Source organism: Martelella sp. NC20, from assembly GCF_013459645.1.
Taxonomy (GTDB): Bacteria; Pseudomonadota; Alphaproteobacteria; order Rhizobiales; family Rhizobiaceae; genus Martelella.
In genome coordinates this window covers 5031845-5052928 of record NZ_CP054861.1, presented here as the reverse complement: position 1 = coordinate 5052928, position 21084 = coordinate 5031845, and the positions used below count along the sequence as shown (strand labels likewise).

Genomic DNA, 21084 nt, shown 5'->3' with positions numbered 1-21084 from the left:
TAAAACTGGGAAGGGGTCTGCAATGAGTTTCTATTGGCCGGAGAGTTTCGTGGGGCAGGTCGCCCTGTTCATGGCGGTGGTGATCCTGATCTGGGGGCTGATCGTGGCTCTGGCGCCGCTGAGACTGATGTCTCTGACCGGATTTTCGGGCCTCAAGGTCGAGAACGGCGAAACCATTCATATCCGCTCGCTGATCGGCGGCACCTATGCGGCGTTGTCGCTGATGGCGTTGCTCTTCGACCAGCCGATGATCTACCGCACCTTCGGTCTTGCGCTGATCTTCGGGTTTCTCACCCGGCTGCTGTGGATGGCGACGATCAAGAGCCGCTCGATCAAGGGAGGGATTTTTCTCGCCTGCCAGGCTGTGGCCGGGGTGTTCATGCTGCTTTACGGCCTCGGCTGGGCGTAACGCCATCGTGTAGAACGGGAGGATGCGCGGCTCGGTAGCCGGGCATTTCCGCCCTCGGGAAGTGTAATTGCGGCGCCAGGGGATTTTTCCAGCATTTGTGGATGAAACATGCGGCATCGGCCGCTGTAAAACATCGGTTTTTCAGGGGTTTTCGGAGATTGCGTGAAGAAACGCGCGCCAATGCTCCAAAGGGGCTTTGAGCGTGTTGCGGAGAGCTTTTACCTGTGCTAGACGGACCCCGACTATCGGGAAAGGCGGACTTGATCACCGCAGTTTCTCTGGGGATATTGTAAAGTTCTAAGGGTTGGAAACGACGGCCAAAACCGCCGTTTCTGCCGGTTTTAAAAAGGGAATCTGTGCCTGTGGCGGACCTATCCCATTCTGTTTCGAGCGTCGCGCAGCGCTATGCCGCTTCGCTGTTCGAACTGGCCAAGGAAGAAGACAAGATTGACGCCGTCGGCGCCGATCTCGACCAGATCGACAAGATGCTCAAGGGTAGCGACGACTTCCGGCGTCTGGTCATGAGCCCCGCCTTCAGCGCCGACGAGCAGCTGAGGGCCGTGAGTGCCGTTCTCAAAAAGGCGAAGATCGGCGGCTATGCCGGCAACTTCGTCAAGCTGGTCGCAAAGAACCGCCGTCTGTTTGTCCTGCCGGGCATGATTGCCGCCTATCGTGGCGCGGTGGCGGTCCATCGGGGCGAACTGACGGCCGAAGTGACGGTGGCGCATGCCCTGTCGAAAGAACAACAACAGGAACTGGTAACTGCGCTGAAGGATGTGACGGGCAAGGATATCGCGCTCGACATTACCGAAGATGCTTCCCTTCTCGGCGGCATGGTCGTCAAGGTGGGGTCGCGTCAGATCGATACATCGCTGCGCACGAAACTCTCCAAACTTAAGCTTTCACTGAAAGAGGTTGGCTGATGGATATCCGGGCCGCGGAAATTTCCGCAATTCTGAAAGAGCAGATCAAAAATTTCGGCGACGAGGCGGAAGTCTCGGAAGTCGGCCAGGTGCTTTCTGTTGGTGACGGCATTGCCCGCGTCTACGGTCTCGACAATGTCCAGGCCGGCGAGATGGTCGAGTTTTCCAGCGGCGTTCGCGGCATGGCGCTCAATCTCGAAAGCGACAATGTCGGCGTCGTTCTGTTCGGCTCCGACCGTGAGATCAAGGAAGGCGACATCGTCAAGCGGACCGGCGCCATCGTTGACGTTCCGGTCGGTCCGGGCCTGCTTGGCCGCGTCGTGGACGCGCTTGGCAACCCGATCGACGGCAAGGGTCCGATCAATTCCGATACCCGCGCCGTTGTCGACGTGAAGGCGCCGGGCATCATTCCGCGCAAGTCGGTCCATGAGCCGATGTCCACGGGCCTGAAGGCCATCGACGCGCTGATCCCGATCGGCCGCGGCCAGCGCGAACTCGTCATCGGCGACCGCCAGACCGGCAAGACAGCGATCATTCTCGACACCTTCCTCAACCAGAAGCCGATCCACGACAACGGTCCGGACGCCGAAAAGCTGTACTGCGTCTACGTTGCCATCGGCCAGAAGCGCTCGACGGTTGCGCAGTTCGTGAAGACGCTCGAAGAGCGCGGCGCGATGCAGTATTCGATCGTGATCGCCGCGACCGCGTCCGATCCGGCGCCGATGCAGTACATCGCGCCGTTTGCCGGCTGCGCCATGGGCGAGTATTTCCGCGATAACGGCATGCATGCCCTGATCGCCTATGACGACCTTTCCAAGCAGGCCGTCGCCTACCGCCAGATGTCGCTGCTGCTGCGCCGCCCGCCGGGCCGCGAAGCCTATCCGGGCGACGTGTTCTACCTGCACTCGCGCCTGCTCGAGCGCGCAGCCAAGCTCTCCGACGAGCGCGGCGGCGGTTCGCTGACGGCGCTGCCGGTGATCGAAACCCAGGGTAACGACGTTTCGGCGTTCATTCCGACCAATGTGATCTCGATCACCGACGGCCAGATCTTCCTTGAAACCGACCTGTTCTATCAGGGCGTTCGCCCGGCCGTGAACGTCGGTCTGTCGGTTTCGCGCGTTGGCTCGGCCGCCCAGGTCAAGGCGATGAAGCAGGTTGCCGGTTCGATCAAGGGTGAGCTTGCCCAGTATCGTGAAATGGCCGCCTTTGCCCAGTTCGGCTCCGACCTCGATGCCGCGACCCAGCGTCTCCTGAACCGCGGCGCGCGCCTGACCGAACTCCTGAAGCAGCCGCAGTTCTCGCCGCTGAAGACGGAAGAACAGGTCGCCGTGATCTTCGCCGGCGTGAACGGCTATCTCGACAAGCTGCCGGTCGGTGACGTCCGCGCCTTCGAGAAGGGTCTGTTGTCGCATATGCGCGGCGAGGCCAGCGACGTTCTGGACGCCATCCGCACCGAAAAGGCGCTGAGCGACGAATTGCGGCAGAAGCTGAAGTCCGCGATCGAAGCATTCGCCAAGAATTTTTCGGCCAAGTAACACCAGACGGGGACTGAACACCCATGGCTTCATTGAAGGATCTGAAGCTTCGCATTGCCTCGGTGAAGGCGACGCAGAAGATCACCAAGGCGATGCAGATGGTCGCCGCCGCGAAGCTGCGTCGCGCGCAGGAGGCCGCCGAAAACGCGCGGCCTTACACCGAGCGCATGGCGACCGTGATGGCCGACCTGACCGCGGCTGTCGGCGAGGGCGAGGAAGTGCCCGCGCTGATGAAGGGCAGCGGCAAGGACGATGTCCATCTGCTGGTGGTCTGCACGGCCGAGCGCGGCCTTTGCGGCGGCTTCAACGCGCAGATCGCGCGTCATGCGCGCCTTCATGCCCGCAAGCTGATCGCCGAGGGCAAGACGGTCAAGATCTTCAGCGTCGGCCGCAAGGGTTACGACGCGCTGCGCCGTGAATTCGCCGACCTCGTTGTCGAGCGCAAGGATCTGCGTGACGTCCGCAAGATCGGTTTCGAGAATGCCGAGGATATCGGCAACCGCATCATCGAGATGTTCGGAGCCGGCGAGTTCGACGTCTGCACGCTGTTCTATTCGGAGTTTCATTCGGTGATCTCGCAGGTGCCGACCGCGCTCCAACTCGTTCCCTCCGCGCCGCCCGCCGACGCGGAAGAGCGCGAGAGTGCGGCGCTTTACGAATACGAGCCGAGCGCCGAGGCGATCCTTGACGATATCGTGCCGCTCAACATCCGCGTGCAGGTTTTCCGGGCTCTCCTGGAAAATGTCGCCGGCGAGATGGGCGCGAAGATGACCGCGATGGACAACGCCACGCGCAATGCCGGCGAGATGATCGACAAGCTGACGCTGACCTATAACCGCAGGCGTCAGGAAAAGATCACCACGGAACTGATTGAAATCATTGCGGGCGCGGAAGCGCTCTAAAGCTTGAGAAGAGGGTTTTAACATGGCTGAGGCCTCTATCGGTAAGGTGACGCAGATTATCGGCGCCGTCGTTGACGTGTCGTTCAGCGGCGAACTGCCTCCCATCATGAATGCGCTTGAGACCGACAACCACGGCAACCGGCTGGTTCTCGAGGTCGCGCAGCACCTCGGCGAGAACGAAGTGCGCACGATTGCCATGGACGCGACCGAAGGTCTCGTCCGCGGACAGGAAGTCAAAAACACGGGTTCACCGATCATGGTGCCGGTCGGCGTCGAGACGCTCGGCCGGATCATGAACGTCATCGGCGAGCCGGTTGACGAAGTCGGTCCGATCAAGACCAAGGAAAAGCGCGGTATTCACCAGGAAGCGCCGCCCTATGTCGACCAGTCGACCGAAGGCGAAATTCTGGTCACCGGCATCAAGGTCGTCGACCTGCTGGCGCCTTATGCCAAGGGCGGCAAGATCGGCCTGTTCGGCGGCGCCGGCGTTGGCAAGACCGTTCTGATCCAGGAACTGATCAACAACATCGCGAAGGCGCATGGCGGCTACTCGGTGTTTGCCGGTGTTGGCGAACGTACCCGCGAGGGCAACGACCTTTACCACGAAATGATCGAATCCAACGTGAACGTCGACCCGGCCAAGAACAACGGTTCCACCGAAGGTTCGAAGTGCGCGCTGGTCTACGGCCAGATGAACGAACCGCCGGGCGCGCGTGCCCGCGTTGCGCTTTCCGGCCTGACGATCGCCGAAAACTTCCGTGACGAAGGTCAGGACGTTCTGTTCTTCGTGGACAACATCTTCCGCTTCACGCAGGCCGGTTCGGAAATCTCGGCGCTGCTCGGCCGTATTCCTTCGGCCGTTGGCTATCAGCCGACGCTGTCGACCGACATGGGCGCCCTGCAGGAGCGCATCACCACCACGACCAAGGGTTCGATCACCTCGGTCCAGGCGATTTACGTGCCCGCCGACGACCTGACCGACCCGGCGCCGGCGACCTCGTTCGCCCATCTGGACGCAACGACCACGCTGTCGCGCTCGATCGCGGAAAAGGGCATCTACCCGGCCGTCGACCCGCTCGACTCGACCTCGCGCATGCTCGATCCGATCATTGTCGGCGAGGAGCACTACCAGGTGGCCCGTGCGGTTCAGTCGACGCTGCAGCGCTACAAGTCGCTTCAGGACATCATCGCGATTCTCGGGATGGACGAGCTTTCCGAGGAAGACAAGGTGACCGTTGCCCGCGCCCGCAAGATCGAGCGCTTCCTGTCGCAGCCGTTCCACGTCGCCGAAGTGTTCACGGGCTTTCCGGGTATTCTGGTTTCGCTCGAAGACACGATCCGCTCGTTCAAGGGGCTCGTCGAAGGCGAATACGATCACCTTCCGGAAGCCGCCTTCTACATGGTCGGCACCATCGACGATGCGGTCGAAAAGGCCAAGAAGCTCGCTGAAGCGGCTTGATTTTCGAAACGGGGCGGCGAAAGCCGCCCGGTTCAACCGGTAATACCAACGGTCATTGGAAATGACCGTTGGTATTACCGGTTGCGAATTTCCCAAGTCACCAGGACAATTGGGAAATTCGCAATTCCTTCAAGGCGAGGATGCGTCAGCATCTTCGCGCCTTGGTATAATTTGTGAAGACGGGAAAGTAGAACGTCATGGCTGACACGATGGTTTTCGAGCTGGTGACCCCGGAGAAGCTTCTTGCTTCTGCGGAAACGGATGCGGTCGTTATTCCGGCCTCGGAAGGCGAAATGACGGTGATGCCGAACCATGCGCCGACCATGACCACGATCCGTCCGGGTCTGGTGAAGTTCAAGAACCACGACGGCAAGGAATACCAGTTTCTGGTGTTCCACGGCTTTGCCGATATCCAGGGCAAATCCTGCACGCTTCTGGCCGAGACCGCCGTCCCGGTCGGCGAGGCGAGTGGCGCGATCGAGGATCGTATTGCCATGCTGCGCAAGGAACTGGACGAGGCCAGCCATCACGAGCACAAGAATGCTCTTGAACAGATGCTGGGTGAACTGACCCATCTCGGCCAGACTGTATTGCCCGCCTGACAGGTTCGTTTGAGTACATTGATATAAGGCCGCAGTTTATGCTGCGGCTTTTTTCATTTTTCTGTTACCGTTGTTGGCGCAGGCGGCGATAGAGCCGTGGCAAAGGTGTTCTGCGCCCGTTCCGGGCGCGGACATGATATATGTAGCGATCGGGAAGTGCGCCTTGCATTGGCTGAAATTCGGGAGAAAGTACCTGAATGACGTCGTCATCCTGAGTATTCTCGGCGTGGCGGCGCTGCTGTTTTTTATATCGGTCGACGCGTTCGAGCGCCTGCACGACTTTTCCCGGAATCATGAAGACTGGGAGCTCGATGAGTTGTTCACGGGCTTCATGGTTGCCAGTATCGGCCTTGCGATATTGCTTTTGCGACGGACGCGGGCGCTGCGCAAGGAGGTCGACCGGCGGCGTCAGGCGGAGCGGCTGGCGCAGGCGCTTGCCAGGCAGGATTCGCTCACGGGTCTGCCGAACCGGCGTTCCTTCGAGGAGGAAAGCGACAGGCGGCTTGCGCGGGCGCGCCGTCAATCCGACAGTTTTGCGCTGTTCTTCATCGATTTCGATCGGTTCAAACAGATCAACGACAATCTCGGCCATGAGGCAGGAGACCGGCTTCTGCAGGAGGTGGCGGAGCGGCTGAAGAAGAGCCTGCGGGCCGGGGATTTTCTCGGACGGCTCGGCGGCGACGAGTTTGCGGTTCTGGTCGAGGGCGATATCTCGTCCGAAACCGTCGGGAATGTCGCCAACAGGCTGCTTTCCGCTGTAGGCGAGCCTGTGACGTTGCTGGGCCGCACGGTTGCGACCTCCGCAAGCATCGGCGTCGCGCTCTATCCGCGTGACGGACGGAACCGGGAGGCGTTGCTGAAGAAGGCCGACGCGGCGATGTACCAGGCCAAGGAGGAGGGCCGCCGTCGCTTCGTGATTTACGATCCGGAAGCGCCCTACGCTCATCGCGATCATCAGATGCTTGAGTTCGAACTGAAGGAGGCGATCGCGAAGGGCGAGATCGTGCCGTTCTACCAGTTGATCCGGGGTTGCGAGAACGGCGAAATCGGCACTGTGGAGGTTCTTGCGCGCTGGCGGCATCCGAAACTCGGTCTTCTGAACGCCGGTGATTTCGTTCCCCTTGCCGATGCCGCGGGACTCATCCAGGAGATGTTCGATGCGTTGCTCGATCAGGTCTGCCGCGATGTCCGCACCTGGCCGGTTGAGCCCGGCATCGCCGTCAATGTCACCCCTCACCAGCTATCCGACGGCGATTTCGCGCAAAAGGTATTCGCAATCCTCTCGCGTCATCGTTTCCCGCCCGCGCGGCTGGAGATCGAGATCACCGAAGACGCATTGGTTGTCGATCTGGAGGCGACGCGCCGTTGCATTCGGAAGCTGAAAGACAAGGGTGTGCGGGTCGTGCTCGATGATTTCGGCACGGGCTATTCGAGCCTCAGGCAGCTTCGCGAACTGCCCTTCGACCGCGTGAAGATCGACCGCAGCTTCGTCGCTGGCGTCGGCAGCGACCGGCAGAGCGAGGAGATCGTGATCTCCACGATCAATCTGTGCCGCGCATTGGGGTTGAAGACGGTTGCCGAGGGGATCGAGGACCAGGTTCAGGCGGACTGGATCTGCGCCCATGGCGCGGATGCCGCACAGGGTTTTTTCTACGCCCGTCCGGTATCCGCAGTGGAGGTCCTGGAAAAGTTGAAGGGCCTCAATCCGCGATCGTGATGATGCCGCAATCGCCCGCTTGCGAGGCGAAGGCGAGCCGTTTGCCGTCATCATCCCAGGACAGCGCGGAGATCGCGCCCTTGCCCGGCCGGCGCAGCAGCGCTTCCTTGCCGTCGGAAATCCGCACCGCCAGCACCATCCCATCGACAAAGCCGATCGCGAGCAATTCCTCGCTGGGGTGAAAGGCGACCTGGGTGACGAGGATGTCGGAGCGCGTTCCAAGCTCCAGCGGCGCCTTGCCCATCGGCCCGTCCTTGCCGGAAAACGGCCAGACGATGGCCGCCGGCGCGCCGGAGGTCGCAAGCCATTTGCCGCGCGGGCTCCAGGACCACGACTTGACCTTGGCGGGATAGCCGCTCATGCGCATGTCGCGAAAGCCGTCCTTCGGCTTGCCGTCGAGCTTCCAGCCATGCAGCGCGTTTTCCTGCATGGTGGTCACCAGGAAACGGCCATCGGGCGAAAAGGCCGCGCCGAGATGGGCGCCTTTCCAGGGTAGCCAGATCGCCGGTGCGGCGCCGCCGACCCAGTGCAGGCTGACGCCGTCATAGCGGGCGACGGCAATTCTCAGCCCCTTTGGCGCAAAGGCGAGGCCTTCGACGCTGCGGTCTTCCGGAAGCGTGTGGGTGTTGCCCTGGGTGACGACCCGCGTCTCGCGGCCGACGGCATAGGCGACCGCACCCTGCGGCCCGCCGGCAACGACGGAAATCCACTTGCGCGGCTCGTTTGCAATCTCGGTGACGCTGCCGTCCGCGCCGATGCGCAGCACCCGTCCATCCTCGCCGCCGGTAATCAGCGAGCGGCTGAAGGGATCGCGGATGCAGGTCAACAGCCCGTCATGGGCCTCGGTTACCTTCTCGCCTTCGTCGAGGCGATGGATCGTGCCGGAGGCGGTGGCGAAAAACGGCACGCCGCCAAGAAAGGCGGCGGCGACGACATGGTCATCGATGTCGAAGGGCGCGACGCTCGGCATTACGACTGGGCCTCGCAGGCGCGGAAGCTCTTTTCAAGCTTCTCCCGGTCGAGATCGCGGCCGATGAACACCAGCCGGCTGTCACGGGGCTCGCCATCCTTCCAGGCGCGCTGGTGGTCGCCTTCGATGATCATATGCACGCCCTGCACGACATAGCGTTCCGGATCGTCCTTGAAGGCGAGAATGCCCTTGAGGCGCAGAATGTTCGGGCCCTGGTTCTGGGTGACCGACTGGATCCATGGGAAGAACCGCTTGGGATCGATTTCGCCGCCGCGCAGCGAAACCGACTGCACCGTCACGTCATGATGATCGGACAGGCCATGGTGATGGTGGTCATGGTGGTGGTGATCGTGGTCGTGGTGATGATCGTGATCGCAATCGGGCCCGCACTCGTGGTCATGATCGTCGTGATCGAGAAAGTGGGGATCATCGGCCAGCACATGCTGCAGGTCGAAGGCGTTCTGGCCGAGAATGTGCTCGAGGTCTATGCCCGAGCGCTCGGTGCGATGGATCTTCGCGGCCGGATTGATGGCGCGCACCAGGCTTTCGACGCTGGCGAGCTCTTCGGCGCTGACGAGATCGGTCTTGTTCAGCAGCACGATGTCTGCAAAGGCGATCTGGTCTTCGGCCTCGCGGCTGTCCTTCAGGCGCAGCGGCAGGTGCTTGGCGTCAACCAGCGTGATGACGGCGTCGAGTGCCGTCTTGGCGCGCACATCATCATCCATGAAGAATGTCTGGGCGACGGGAACGGGGTCGGCAAGCCCGGTGGTTTCCACTATGATGCCGTCGAAGCGCGGCCGGCGCATCAGGCCCTCGACCACGCGGATCAGGTCGCCGCGCACCGTGCAGCACACGCAGCCATTGTTCATCTCGTAGATTTCCTCGTCGGATTCCACGATCAGGTCGTTGTCGATGCCGATCTCGCCGAATTCGTTGACGATTACCGCATATTTCTTGCCGTGATTTTCGGAGAGGATACGGTTCAGGAGCGTGGTTTTGCCGGAGCCGAGATAGCCGGTGAGCACGGTCACGGGAATGGGCTTTGCGAGCGTTTCGGTCATGATCAATCCTTGAGAGGGCGTTTTGGCATATATAATGAGCGCCGCGAGGGGGAGCAAGGCATCGGCGGCAGGCCTCGTTCATGTTGATAAGCGAGATCAATTAAAACGATTGTAGATGTACAGTTGAAAGAGCGAAGATTTTTGTTTAAAAAATTTAAATGAAGGCGGTGCGGAGGAGCGCCGGTTGCCAATTCGGAGTATTTCGTGGCCCAGAAAGTCAAACTCTCCACCATCGCGGAGTCGCTGGGCATCTCGACAGCCACGGTTTCGCTGGCATTGCGCGACAGCCCGCTTGTGGCGGCGGCCACCCGCGACCGGATCAAGGAACAGGCCCGCGCGCTCGGCTATATCTACAACCGCCGCGCCGCCAGCCTCCGCACCTCGCGCTCCGGCATTATCGGGGTGGTGGTGCATGACATCATGAACCCGTTCTACGGCGAGATCCTCAAGGCGATCGAGAGCGAGCTCGACCGCAACCAGCATACCTTCATCCTGTCCAATCACTATGATTCGGTCGAGAAACAGCGCAATTTCATCGAGACGCTGCTGCAGCTTGGCGGTGACGGCGTGATCATGTCGCCGGCGATCGGCACGCCTGCCGCCGACGTGCAGCTTGCCGAGGATAACGGCATGCCGGCGATTTTCGTCGCCCGCACGCTGGAGGAACTCGACCTTCCGACCTATCGCGGCGACGACAGCTACGGCATTGCGCTCGCGACCAATCACCTGATCGGGCTCGGCCATCGCTGCATCGCGATGATCGGCGGGACCGACCAGACCTCGACCGGGCGCGACCGCTACGCCGGTTATGTCAACGCGCTGAAGAAGGCCGGGATTCCGGTCGATCCGGGGCTTCGCATTCCCGGCCCGCGCTCCAAGCAGGGCGGGTTCGAGGCGGCGGTGCATTTCCTGTCGCTGCCGCAGAAGCCGACCGCCGCCGTGTGCTGGAACGACCTGGTGGCGATCGGGCTGATGAACGGCATTTCCCGCGCCGGCCTGACGCCAGGCGTCGATATTTCGGTCACCGGCTATGACGATCTTGAGGAAGCCTCGATCGCGACGCCGTCGCTGACCACGGTGTGGAACGGCCAGGCGGAGGTCGGGCGGCTTGCCGCGCGCGCGCTTCTGGACCGGCTCGCCGGCTCCAATGCGCCGAACGGCATGCATCTGATCAAGCCGGAAATGCGCATCCGCCAATCCACCGGCCCTCACCGCGAGACGGCGGAAAGCTCGCTCGCGGGCTGATCCATTTCATCGAAAACGAATATTCCCGGAGGCCCCATGCCCAAACACGCCGTGCTGCTGTCGCAAAAGCTGAACAAATTCATCGAAGATGCCCTGCAGGGCGAGTATGAACTGCTGGATATGCCGAAGGAAGGGATCGCCGCGCTGGGTGGGCGGACGGCGGATATCCGCGCCGTGATCGCCTTCGGCGCATTCTCGGCCGCCGACATGGATGCCTTGCCGAACCTCGAGATCATCACCTGCCCGGGCGTGGGCTATGACGGCATCGACACCGACCACGCGGCAAGTCGCGGCATCATCATCACCCACACCCCGAACGTGCTGAACGACGAGGTTGCCGATACGGCGGTGGCGCTGCTGCTCAACACGGTGCGGCAGTTCTATTTCGCCGAAAAGTGGGTCCGCGACGGACGCTGGGAGAGGGATGGCGCCTTCGCCCTTTCGCCGTTCTCGCTGAAGGGGCGCAAGGTCGGGCTTTACGGCCTCGGTCGGATCGGCGAAGAGATCGCCGCGCGGCTCACGCCATTCAAGGTCGAGATCGCCTATCACACCCGGAGCCCGAAAAAGGGCGTGGCCTATGCCTATCACCCGACACTCGCCTCGCTTGCAGAGGCTGTGGACACGCTGATCGCCATCGTTCCGAAAACGGAAGAGACCCACAAGACCATCAATGCCGATATCCTGAAGGCGCTTGGACCGGACGGCATTCTCATCAATGTCGGCCGGGGATGGACGGTGGATGAGGACGATCTGATTGCCGCCCTTGAGGCCGGCACGCTGGGCGGCGCGGGCCTCGACGTGTTCTATGACGAGCCGCATGTGCCGGAAAAACTGCTGGGTTTCGACACCGTCAGCGTTCTGCCGCATGTCGCCTCCGCCTCCGTCGCCACCCGCCGTGCGATGGCGCAACTGGTCGCCGACAACCTCAAATCATGGTTCGCCGAAGGCCGCCCGGTCACGCCGGTTCCGGAGACGCCGGTCACATCCAAAGTGTGAGGGTCAGGAGCGCTGCTTCCTGGCCGCGACGATCTTTTGCATGAAAGAGATGAACCGTGCGCTCTCTTCGTCCGAAAGGGCCTGGAGGGCGTCTTCGTTTTCCGCCGTGGCGGCGGCAATCGCGGGATCGTGCAGTGCTCGGGCGCGCTCCGTCAGCCTGATGCGCTGAACGCGACCGTCCTCGGAATCCCTCTCGCGCCTGATTAACCCGTCGCGCTCCATGCGCGAGAGCGTGTTGGCCATCGTTGCTTGCTCGATATCGAGCCGTTCCACCAGTTGCTTTTGCGTCAGCCCGTCATTTTCCCACAATTCAAGAAGGGCCGGGAAGGTTCCCGTCGTCAGCCCGAGCGGTCTGATGCGGCCTGCCAGCCCGCGCTCGAAAAGCCGGGCCAGATGGTTGGCGAGATAGCCGGCTGATTGGTCTTTTGAAAACGTCATGCTCTCCGTTAGCATTTACATAGCTTGCTATTCAATGATATATAGCATGCTATATAAATATGGAGAAAGATGATGCTGAAATCACTTCATCCCGTTGCCGGTGCACTCGCGTTGGCTATCATCACCGCATTCTGGCTGTGACCGTGCTGGCCGAAGCCTTTGCCGGCCTGGCGCTCGTCACGCTGGTCAAGAGGTCGATACCATGGGGTTTCTTGCTGCTTGTGCCGCTTCTGGCGCTTGCGGGTTTTTCCGGCTTCCGTTTAGCGCGGCCGATGCGCGGGCGGTTGGTGGCGGCCAAGCGCAGACGCATGCCGGTGATCGCCATCAACGGCATTGCCGTGCTGATCCCCTCGGCGCTGTTTCTTTCGACAAAGGCGCAGGCCGGCGCATTTGATGGGAGTTTTTACGCCGTGCAGGCGATTGAACTCATCTTCGGCGCGGTCAATATCGCGCTGCTTGCGATGAACATGCGCGACGGACTGCGCATGAAGGACCGGCCTCGCTGACCCGCGGTGTCTGTGGTGCGCGGCCGACTATCAGCCTTTTCGGGCGACCTGATAGGCCCGCACCGCATCGCCGAACGCCTCGAACAGCTTGCGCGATGCGCTGTCGGTACGGGCCCAGTATTCGGGGTGCCACTGCACGCCGACGGCGAAGTTCGACGCGCCGATGACCGAGACCGCCTCGACGGTGCCGTCCTCGGCAACCGCCTCCACCGTAAGGTTCGGCGCGAGATCGTCGATCGCCTGCCGGTGCAGCGAATTCACCGTCACCTCGCCGGCGCCGAGAATATCGGCGAGGCAGGTGCCTTCCCTGATAAAGACGGGTTGGCGGATCACGAATTTCTCGGCGCGATTGCCGGATTCGGGCTCGCGGTGGTCGATGCGGTCATCGAGTTCATGGACTTCGCTGATCAGCGTTCCGCCCAGCGCGACATTCAGTTCCTGGATGCCCCGGCAGATACACAGAAGCGGGATGCCGCGCGAAATGGCGCGGCGGATCAGCGGCAGGGTGACGGCATCGCGGCCGGGATCGAAGGGGCCATCCTTGTCCTCGGCTTGCCTGCCGTAAAGCGCAGGCGCGACATTGCTGGCCGCGCCCGTGATCATCACCCCTTCAACCCGGTCGAGTACCGCATCGATGTCGGCGCCGTTTTCGTAGGCCGGTACGATCAGGCTCATCACGCCCGCGACATCCATCGCCGCCCCGATATATTGCTGCTGGGCAGAGTGCCATGTGATCTCGCCGAAGACCTTGGTATCTGCGGGAACGGCAATGATGGGGGTGGACATGGATTTTTTCCCTGCCTGTTGTGAGTGACTGGAGTGATGTCGGGTGGCCGCTCGGCTGTCAAATGTTTCCTTGGTCCGCGCCATACGAATTTTCATTTGCCTGATAATCGAAATTGATAAGCCGCCCATTAGACCTTCGTTTAAGACCGGGCATATGGGGCCATAAAAACGGCCTCACGCACTCGTGCAGGAGTTGAAACAAAGGGAGCAAAGTGCTTTCCTCGCATGACGCCCGCCGGAGGAGAATGGTGCGGGCACATCACAGTTGGGAGGTATTTATGGACCGTCGTTCCTTTATGAAAAAGGTCGGAGCGGGTGGCGTCGGCGCTGCCGCCGCGACCGCGCTTGCCGCACCCGCCATCGCGCAGGAGAACCCGAAAGTCACCTGGCGCCTGACGTCGTCGTTCCCGAAATCGCTCGATACGATTTACGGCGGCGCGGAGGATATCGCCAATCACGTCGGTGCTGCCACCGGCGGAAATTTTGAGATCCAGTGCTATGCCGCCGGTGAAATCGTGCCGGGCCTGCAGGCGCTCGATGCCGTGCAGGACGGCACGGTCGAAGCGGCGCATACCTGCTCCTATTATTTCTGGGGCAAGGACCCGACATTCGCGATCGGCACGGCCATTCCCTTCGGGCTCAACGCGCGGCTTTCGAATGCCTGGTTCTATCAGGGCAACGGCAACACGCTGATGAACGAATTCTTTGACGGCTACGGCGTCTACGGTCTTCCGGCAGGCAATACCGGGGCGCAGATGGGCGGCTGGTTCTCCAAGGAAGTCAACACGGTTGACGACCTCAAGGGCCTGAAGATGCGTATCGCCGGCCTTGCGGGCAGGGTGATGGAAAAGGTCGGCGTCGTGCCGCAGCAGCTTGCCGGCGGCGACATCTATCCGGCGCTGGAAAAGGGCACGATCGACGCCGCCGAATTCGTCGGTCCGTACGACGACCAGAAGCTCGGCTTCTACAAGGTCGCCAAATACTACTACTATCCCGGCTGGTGGGAAGGCGGCCCGGTCATTCATGCCTTCTTCAACAAGGAAAAGTATCAGGGCCTGCCCAAGCATTACCAGGCAGCGCTCGATGATGCCTGCGCCTTTGCCAACACCAACATGATGGCGAAATATGACGTGAAGAACCCGGTCGCGATCCGCCAGTTGATCGCCGATGGCGCGCAGATGAAGGGCTTCAGCACCGACATCATGCAGGCCTGCTACAATGCCGCGATGGAAGTCTATGCGGAGCTTGGCGCCCAGAACGCGACGTTCAAGAAGATCTACAACGATCAGACCGAATACAAGAACGACGCCTATGGCTGGCTGAAGACCTGCGAATTCCGCTACGACCAGTTCATGATGGCCGCGCAGAACGCCGGCCAGATCAAGCCGCTTGCGTAAGGTAAAAGTGTTTTTTGAAAAGCGATCCCCGGAGGCCGGCGCTTCCGGGGTTTTCTAATGCCTGACCACACGATACTCCAATCTCCCCCCTTGAGGGGGAGATGTCGCGAAAGCGACAGAGAGGGGTATGGGGCATAAGCCGCAAATGCCGTGCTCTCGGAAAGGGTTCACCCCTCTCTGCCCTGTCGGGCATCTCCCCCTCAAGGGGGGAGATTGGTTTGCTGATGGGTTGTACGAAAAAAACAAACGCCGGCGCCTTTTAATTCCGGAGTTTGTCATGTCCGTCAATTGAAATTCAGATCCGGCGGGCTGTCGAGGTTGAAGTCGTTCGAGCCGCCGTCCGCGGGCTGGTCGCCGCTGCCGAAGTCCGGGAGCGCGAACGGTTCGCTGCTTTCGCCGCCGAAGCCGCTGTCGAAGCTTTCGCCAAACGACGGCATTTCGATCTGGACCGTGCTCGGGTCGACCCGGACGGTGTCATCCTGGTAGTGGGTGACCAGTTTGGGAAAGAAGATCACCGCCATGATCGCCAGGAACTGGATGATGATGAACGGCACGATGCCCTTGTAGATCTCCAGCGTTCTGACGCCGCGCATCATCCTTCCCGTCGCCTTGTCCTGCCACTCGCCGGCCGGCGTCACTGAGCGCAGGTAGAACAGCGAGAAGCCGAAGGGCGGGGTCAGGAACGAGGTCTGCAGGTTGAGCCCCAGAATGATGCCGAACCAGATCAGGTCGATGCCGAGCGCCTGCGCGGGCGCCACCAGCAGCGGCACCATGATGAAGGCGATCTCGAAGAAATCGAGGAAGCAGCCAAGAATGAAGATGATGATCGTGACCACGATCAGGAACCCGTATTCTCCGCCCGGCAGGCCGGTGAGCAGTTCCTCGATCCAGACATTGCCGTTGATGCCGTAGAAGGTGAGGCTGAAGACGCGTGCGCCCATCAGGATCATCATCACGAAAGCGGAAAGCTTGGTGGTGCTGTCGAGGGCTGCCTTCAGCGCCGTGAAATTCAGGCGTCCCTTGGCCACCGCCAGCGCCAGCGCGCCGGTGGCGCCCATGGCGCCGCCTTCCGTGGGCGTTGCGATGCCGAGGAAGATTGTGCCGAGCACCAGGAAGATCAGCGCCAGCGGCGGCACCATCACGATGATGACCTGCTGGGAAAGCCGCGACAGGATGTTGAGCTTGAACCGGTCATTGGCCAGTGCTGCAAGATAGATCGCGATCACGCCGAAGAACAGCGCCGCCACCAGCCGCCAGGCCTCGTCAAGTGCGGTAAACAGAACGTGGTAGCCGAGAAAGTAGAGTGCCGCCGCAACCGCGATCATCGCAAACAGCGAGGTGACGCCGCTGCCCAGCGTGCGCGCCTCCACCGGCATGGCCGGTGCTGCCTTCGGGCGGATCAGGGTCGTGATGAAAACGTAAAGGCAGTAGGCGGCGATCACCATCAGCGAGGGGTAGAGCGCGCCGATATACATGTCGCCAACGGAACGGCCGAGCTGGTCGGCCATGACGATCAGCACCAGCGAGGGCGGCACGATCTGCGCCAGCGTGCCGGAGGCGGCAATCGTGCCGGTGGCGAACGAGCGGTCATAGCTGTAGCGCAGCATCACCGGCAGCGAGATCAGGCCCATCGCCATGACCGAGGCTGCGACCACGCCCGTTGTCGCGCCCAGCAGCGCGCCGACCAGAACCACGGCATAGGCAACCCCGCCGCGGATCGGGCCGAACAGCTGTCCGATCGTGTCGAGCAGGTCCTCGGCCATGCGCGAACGCTCGAGGATGATGCCCATGAAGGTGAAGAACGGAACGGCAAGCAGCGTCTCGTTCGACATGATGCCGCCGAAGAACCTATCGGGATGAGATTGCAGCAGCGGCCAGAACAGATGGATTTCCGGCGAGATCGAGGAGAACTCGACCCCGAGCACGAAGAAGATCAGGCCGCCGGCGGCAAGCGTGAAGGCCACCGGATAGCCGAGAAGCAGCATCGCCATCACGGAAACGAACATGATGGGGGCGAGGTTGTGCGCGACAAGATCAATCATGCGGCCGGTCCTCGGTCATCATGTTGGCGGCATTGCCGGCATCGGCATAAAGCGCCTCGTCTTCCCGTATATGGCCGGAAAGTGCGCCCATCCGTTTGATGATCTCGGAGAAGGCCTGCAGCAGAAGCAGGATGAAGCCGATGAGGATGAAGGATTTCGCCGGCCACAGGATCAGCCCGCCGGCATTGGTCGAGTGCTCGCCGGAGAAGAACGAACGCCAGAACCACGGCCAGCACAGATAGACCATCATCGATGCGAACGGCACCAGGAAGGCGATGTGGAGCACGAGATCGATCCAGTCGCGGGTCCGCCTGGACCATGACGACGACAGGATGTCGATCCGGATATGCTCGTTCTTCAGCAGCGTGTATGCGGCGGCCAGCATGAAAACGGCGCCATAGAGGTACCACTGCAATTCCAGCATGGCATTCGAGGACAGCGAGAACAGCTTGCGGCTGACCGCATTGCCGGCGCTGACCAGGATCGCTACCAGAAGTAGCCAGGACACCGAGTGTCCGATGAATTCATTCAGCCTGTCGATTGTCCGGCTTATTATTATGAGTGGTCGCATGGGTGCCTCCAAACCGTCCGACCTCCTTAATGGAAGTTGTCAAGGCCACGCAACATGCCTTTGGTACAATACGGGCTGAAAACGGCCCGAAATTGGAAGTTTTGGGCAGAAAATCAGCGCCCAGCCGCAGTTTTATTGCTGAAGGGCGGAAGGACAGATCGTATCCGTCCTTCGAAGCGCCACTTCATGCGGGCTGCGGAACGGCGGGGTCGCGGCTCGCGCGGGAGCGGAAGGTGAGCGCCATCAGCGTGGCGCCGATGCCCATGCCCCAGGCGCCGACATACATCCAGGTATAGGTCGCGAAGGCGTCATAGATCAGGCCGCCGGCAAGCGGGCCGAGCGCCATGCCGAGACCGCCGGCAAGACCGGTGCCGCCGATCACCGTGCCCATCATCCGCTGCGGGAAGTTTTCACGCGCCAGCACCGCATAGAGCGGCATTACGCCAGCATAGATGAAGCCGAAGAGCGCGGCGACGGTGTAGAAGCCGGCAAGTTCGCGAACGAAGGCATAGGCAAGCGCGCCGAAGGCCTGGGCGAGAAGACCCGCGACCAATACCCGCTTGGCCCCCAGCCGGTCTCCGAGAATACCGAAGACCACCCGTCCGCCTAGTCCGGCAAGTCCTTCGATCGAATAGATCGAAACTGCCGCCATCAGCGGAATGCCGCAGGTCACGGCATAGCTGACGGTGTGGAAGATCGGCCCGGCATGGGTGGCGCAGCAGAAAAAGTTGGTAAGACAGAGCACGATGAACTGCGGCGAGCGGATGGCCTCGGCAACCGTGATCTCCGGTTCGGTGCCGGCCATGCCGGGCATCGCCGCCTCAACCTGCGGCGGCCGACGGATCAGCATCGCGGCGGGAAGCATCAGCACCGCCACCACGATTGCGATAATCTGCATCGAGGTGCGCCAGTCATACCCCTCGACCAGCCATGCGGCGAGCGGCGACATCGTCATGGGCGCGACGCCGAAGCCGACCGAAACCAGCGATACGGCGAGCGAGCGATGGGTATCGAACCAGCCGACGATCGAAGACATCATCGGTGCCATCAGCGCCGCGATCGCAAGTCCGGAGACCAGGCCGAAGCTTGCCTGGAAGGCCAGCAGGCTGGAACTCACGCTTGCGAGGAGGAGGGCAGCAACCATCGCGACGCTGCCGGCGAGTACCACCGGTCGCGGGCCGATCCGGTCTGACAGCGTACCCATGATCATGCTTGCAAGCGCCGAGGTGATGAACCCGATGGTCATGGCTGCGGAAATGCCGGTGGTCGACCATCCCGTCGCCTCCGCCATCGGCCTCAGGAATACCGGCAGCGAGAATATCGCGCCAATGGCGAGACAGCCAATTACGGCGCCGGCGGCTACCATGACCCAGCGATAATGGACGTTCAGCATTAAACCAGGCCTCCCGTGCTCCGTCAGGACCGGCGGGAAAGGCCGGTCGAATTATATAAGTTGATATCAACCTAAATAAGTGCTGTCAATTGTCTGTCCTCATCAATAATCGATTGAATGGGCGGAGTTTTCCGACGGCGTTGTTGAAAGCGTGAAACAAGGTATGATAATCGAAAGCCCCGAGGGAGTTTGGCCGGCCGGAGACGGCGGCGATCGCGGTGACGCCGCAAAGGAGGGAAGTCTATGCAGAATGTCGAAATGCCCCAGCCCGCGGATGAGGCGGATTTTTCGGAACATGCCAAAACCTACAAGATGTTCGTCAATGGCACGAAGTACGGCACTATCCATCTGATCGCGCTGATGGCGGCCATGGCGGCCGGGCTGCTCGGGCCTTTCGGCTTCATCGGCAGCCTGATTATCTTCATCGTCATTAGCGCGCTTGGCTACGTTATCCTGCGCTGAAAGCCTTGAAAAATCGCTTTTCTGCGGAATAGGGCGTGTCGGTTTGCCGGCGCGCCGGTGACGCCTGACGTCCGTTCCGACTTCAATCTGGGAGCATGTCTTGAGCAAGACACTATTCGTACCGAAGGAAACGGCGGACGCGGAAACCCGCGTCGCCGCCTCTCCTGATACGGTCAAGAAACTGAAGGGTCTCGGCTTCGACGTCATCGTCGAAAGCGGCGCCGGTCTCAAATCGCGCATGGACGACGATGCGTTCCGCGCGGCGGGCGCCGAGATCGCCGGTCCGGAGGCTGCGGCCAATGCCGATGTCGTCTTCCGCGTGCGCCGGCCCACGGAACCCGAGTTTTCCGGCTACAAGAGCGGCGCTGTCGTGATCGCAACCATGGATCCCTACGGCCATGAGGATGCGCTCTCGGCGATGGCGGAGAAGGGCATCTCCGCGTTCGCGATGGAGCTTATGCCGCGCATTACCCGCGCGCAGTCGATGGACGTGCTTTCCTCGCAGGCAAACCTTGCGGGCTATCAGGCCGTTATCGAGGCCGCAGCAGTGTTTGACCGCGCAATGCCGATGATGATGACGGCGGCGGGCACGGTGCCGGCCGCACGCGTTTTCGTGATGGGCGCCGGCGTTGCCGGCCTTCAGGCGATCGCGACCGCGCGCCGTCTAGGCGCCGTGGTTTCGGCGACCGATGTGCGTCCCGCCGCCAAGGAACAGGTCGCCTCGCTCGGCGCGAAATTCATCGCGGTCGAGGATGACGAGTTCAAGGCGGCGGAAACCGCCGGCGGCTATGCCAAGGAAATGTCGGCCGAATACCAGGCCAAGCAGGCCGAACTGGTGGCTTCGCACATTGCCAAGCAGGATATCGTCATCACCACCGCGCTGATCCCCGGCCGCCCCGCCCCCCGGCTTGTCAGCCGTCAGATGCTGGCGTCGATGAAGCTTGGCTCGGTCGCCGTCGACCTTGCGGTCGAGCGCGGCGGCAATATCGAGGGTGCGGTTGCAGGCACAGTCACGGAAGTCGATGGCGTGAGCGTGATCGGCTATGAGAACCTGCCGGGACGGATCGCCGCCAGCGCATCGGCGCTTTACGCCAAGAACCTTCTGACTTTCTTCGAAACGCTGGTCGACAAGGAAACCGGCGCATTGAAAATCAACCGGGAAGACGCACTCGTCGCCGCCACGCTTTTGGCGCATGAGGGCGCGCTCGTTCATCCGAAATTCGGCGGCCAGCCCGCCGGGGGAGAGGTCTGATGCCGTTAGATGATGTTCATAGCTCGATCGATCAGGCGATGCTTTCGCTGGAACACGCCAGGAGCGCGCTCGGCAATCTCGAGGACGGGACGCTCGCCTCGCTCGCCCATGGCGTGACCGGCGGGGTCATCGATCCCTTCGTCTTCCAGCTTGCGATCTTCGCGCTCGCAATTTTCGTCGGCTATTACGTGGTGTGGTCGGTGACGCCGGCGCTGCATACCCCGCTGATGGCCGTCACCAACGCGATCTCCTCGGTGATCGTGGTCGGCGCGCTGCTCTCGGTTGCCCTTTCGGCAAGCGGTATCGCCACCGGCATGGGCTTCGTTGCCCTGATCCTGGTCTCGATCAATATTTTCGGCGGCTTCCTCGTCACCCAGCGCATGCTGGCGATGTACAAGAAAAAAGAGAAGTGAGGCCA

Annotated in this window: 21 protein-coding genes; 14 read left to right on the top strand and 7 right to left on the bottom strand. The window is 61.5% G+C overall.

Going from position 1 to position 21084, the window contains the following annotated elements; genetic code table 11:
* The first annotated feature begins 22 nt into the window (after window positions 1-22).
* From HQ843_RS24170 to HQ843_RS24140, 7 genes are all read left to right on the top strand, one after another.
* Window positions 23-409: a hypothetical protein gene (locus tag HQ843_RS24170; protein ID WP_180900813.1), complete on the top strand. Its 387-nt coding sequence runs from the start codon at window positions 23-25 to the stop codon at window positions 407-409.
* A gap of 356 nt (window positions 410-765) precedes the next feature.
* On the top strand, window positions 766-1332 hold the full coding sequence (locus HQ843_RS24165) for a F0F1 ATP synthase subunit delta (RefSeq protein WP_180900814.1): 567 nt from the start codon (window positions 766-768) through the stop codon (window positions 1330-1332).
* A complete protein-coding gene (atpA, locus tag HQ843_RS24160; RefSeq protein ID WP_180900815.1) occupies window positions 1332-2867 on the top strand; it encodes a F0F1 ATP synthase subunit alpha in 1536 nt (511 codons plus the stop codon). Before HQ843_RS24165 ends, atpA begins: the two co-directional genes overlap by 1 nt.
* A gap of 23 nt (window positions 2868-2890) precedes the next feature.
* Window positions 2891-3769 (top strand): F0F1 ATP synthase subunit gamma, encoded by an 879-nt coding sequence (locus HQ843_RS24155; protein ID WP_180900816.1) that lies wholly within the window; start codon window positions 2891-2893, stop codon window positions 3767-3769.
* Between the two features lie 22 nt (window positions 3770-3791).
* On the top strand, window positions 3792-5228 hold the full coding sequence (gene atpD, locus HQ843_RS24150; RefSeq protein ID WP_180900817.1) for a F0F1 ATP synthase subunit beta: 1437 nt from the start codon (window positions 3792-3794) through the stop codon (window positions 5226-5228).
* 197 nt (window positions 5229-5425) lie between these two features.
* Entirely contained in the window at window positions 5426-5830 is a 405-nt protein-coding gene (locus tag HQ843_RS24145) for a F0F1 ATP synthase subunit epsilon (protein ID WP_180900818.1), read from the top strand.
* Between the two features lie 163 nt (window positions 5831-5993).
* Complete coding sequence (locus HQ843_RS24140) at window positions 5994-7547, top strand: putative bifunctional diguanylate cyclase/phosphodiesterase (protein WP_180900819.1); 1554 nt, start codon at window positions 5994-5996, stop codon at window positions 7545-7547.
* Here the strand turns inward: HQ843_RS24140 and HQ843_RS24135 are convergent.
* Both HQ843_RS24135 and HQ843_RS24130 read right to left on the bottom strand, forming a co-directional pair.
* Window positions 7531-8517 (bottom strand): WD40 repeat domain-containing protein, encoded by a 987-nt coding sequence (locus tag HQ843_RS24135; RefSeq protein WP_180900820.1) that lies wholly within the window; start codon window positions 8515-8517, stop codon window positions 7531-7533. The genes HQ843_RS24140 and HQ843_RS24135 overlap by 17 nt on opposite strands.
* Complete coding sequence (locus HQ843_RS24130) at window positions 8517-9578, bottom strand: CobW family GTP-binding protein (RefSeq protein ID WP_180900821.1); 1062 nt, start codon at window positions 9576-9578, stop codon at window positions 8517-8519. The genes HQ843_RS24135 and HQ843_RS24130 overlap by 1 nt, the downstream gene beginning before the upstream one ends.
* Before the next feature lie 204 nt (window positions 9579-9782).
* Between HQ843_RS24130 and HQ843_RS24125 the strand changes: the two genes are divergently transcribed.
* Together HQ843_RS24125 and HQ843_RS24120 are read left to right on the top strand one after the other, a co-directional pair.
* Entirely contained in the window at window positions 9783-10823 is a 1041-nt protein-coding gene (locus HQ843_RS24125) for a LacI family DNA-binding transcriptional regulator (RefSeq protein WP_180900822.1), read from the top strand.
* Between the two features lie 36 nt (window positions 10824-10859).
* On the top strand, window positions 10860-11819 hold the full coding sequence (locus HQ843_RS24120; RefSeq protein WP_180900823.1) for a 2-hydroxyacid dehydrogenase: 960 nt from the start codon (window positions 10860-10862) through the stop codon (window positions 11817-11819).
* 3 nt (window positions 11820-11822) lie between these two features.
* Here the strand turns inward: HQ843_RS24120 and HQ843_RS24115 are convergent, their stop codons facing one another.
* Complete coding sequence (locus tag HQ843_RS24115; RefSeq protein WP_180900824.1) at window positions 11823-12257, bottom strand: MarR family winged helix-turn-helix transcriptional regulator; 435 nt, start codon at window positions 12255-12257, stop codon at window positions 11823-11825.
* 137 nt (window positions 12258-12394) lie between these two features.
* Between HQ843_RS24115 and HQ843_RS24110 the strand changes: the two genes are divergently transcribed.
* Window positions 12395-12763, top strand: a complete 369-nt coding sequence (locus HQ843_RS24110) for a hypothetical protein (RefSeq protein ID WP_371822111.1) — start codon at window positions 12395-12397, stop codon at window positions 12761-12763.
* Between the two features lie 30 nt (window positions 12764-12793).
* Here HQ843_RS24110 and HQ843_RS24105 read toward each other — a convergent pair whose 3' ends face one another.
* On the bottom strand, window positions 12794-13549 hold the full coding sequence (locus HQ843_RS24105) for a gamma-glutamyl-gamma-aminobutyrate hydrolase family protein (RefSeq protein WP_180900825.1): 756 nt from the start codon (window positions 13547-13549) through the stop codon (window positions 12794-12796).
* Between the two features lie 278 nt (window positions 13550-13827).
* Between HQ843_RS24105 and HQ843_RS24100 the strand changes: the two genes are divergently transcribed.
* A complete protein-coding gene (locus HQ843_RS24100) occupies window positions 13828-14946 on the top strand; it encodes a TRAP transporter substrate-binding protein (protein WP_180900826.1) in 1119 nt (372 codons plus the stop codon).
* A 284-nt stretch (window positions 14947-15230) separates the two neighbouring features.
* Here the strand turns inward: HQ843_RS24100 and HQ843_RS24095 are convergent, their stop codons facing one another.
* From HQ843_RS24095 to HQ843_RS24085, 3 genes are all read right to left on the bottom strand, one after another.
* Entirely contained in the window at window positions 15231-16988 is a 1758-nt protein-coding gene (locus tag HQ843_RS24095; protein WP_180900827.1) for a TRAP transporter large permease, read from the bottom strand.
* On the bottom strand, window positions 16981-17559 hold the full coding sequence (locus HQ843_RS24090; protein WP_246710214.1) for a TRAP transporter small permease subunit: 579 nt from the start codon (window positions 17557-17559) through the stop codon (window positions 16981-16983). The genes HQ843_RS24095 and HQ843_RS24090 overlap by 8 nt, the downstream gene beginning before the upstream one ends.
* A 184-nt stretch (window positions 17560-17743) precedes the next feature.
* On the bottom strand, window positions 17744-18952 hold the full coding sequence (locus tag HQ843_RS24085) for an MFS transporter (protein ID WP_180900828.1): 1209 nt from the start codon (window positions 18950-18952) through the stop codon (window positions 17744-17746).
* A 243-nt stretch (window positions 18953-19195) separates the two neighbouring features.
* On the opposite strand from HQ843_RS24085, the gene HQ843_RS24080 reads away from it, so the two are divergent.
* The 3 genes from HQ843_RS24080 to HQ843_RS24070 all read left to right on the top strand — a co-directional run bounded on the left by HQ843_RS24080 (window position 19196) and on the right by HQ843_RS24070 (window position 21079).
* A complete protein-coding gene (locus tag HQ843_RS24080; protein ID WP_180900829.1) occupies window positions 19196-19414 on the top strand; it encodes an aa3-type cytochrome c oxidase subunit IV in 219 nt (72 codons plus the stop codon).
* Between the two features lie 100 nt (window positions 19415-19514).
* Window positions 19515-20666, top strand: coding sequence for a Re/Si-specific NAD(P)(+) transhydrogenase subunit alpha (locus HQ843_RS24075; protein ID WP_180900830.1), 1152 nt, complete (start codon window positions 19515-19517; stop codon window positions 20664-20666).
* The gene (locus HQ843_RS24070; protein WP_180900831.1) at window positions 20666-21079 is read left to right on the top strand and encodes a proton-translocating transhydrogenase family protein; all 414 of its coding nucleotides are present in this window, start codon (window positions 20666-20668) and stop codon (window positions 21077-21079) included. Before HQ843_RS24075 ends, HQ843_RS24070 begins: the two co-directional genes overlap by 1 nt.
* Window positions 21080-21084 lie beyond the last annotated feature (5 nt).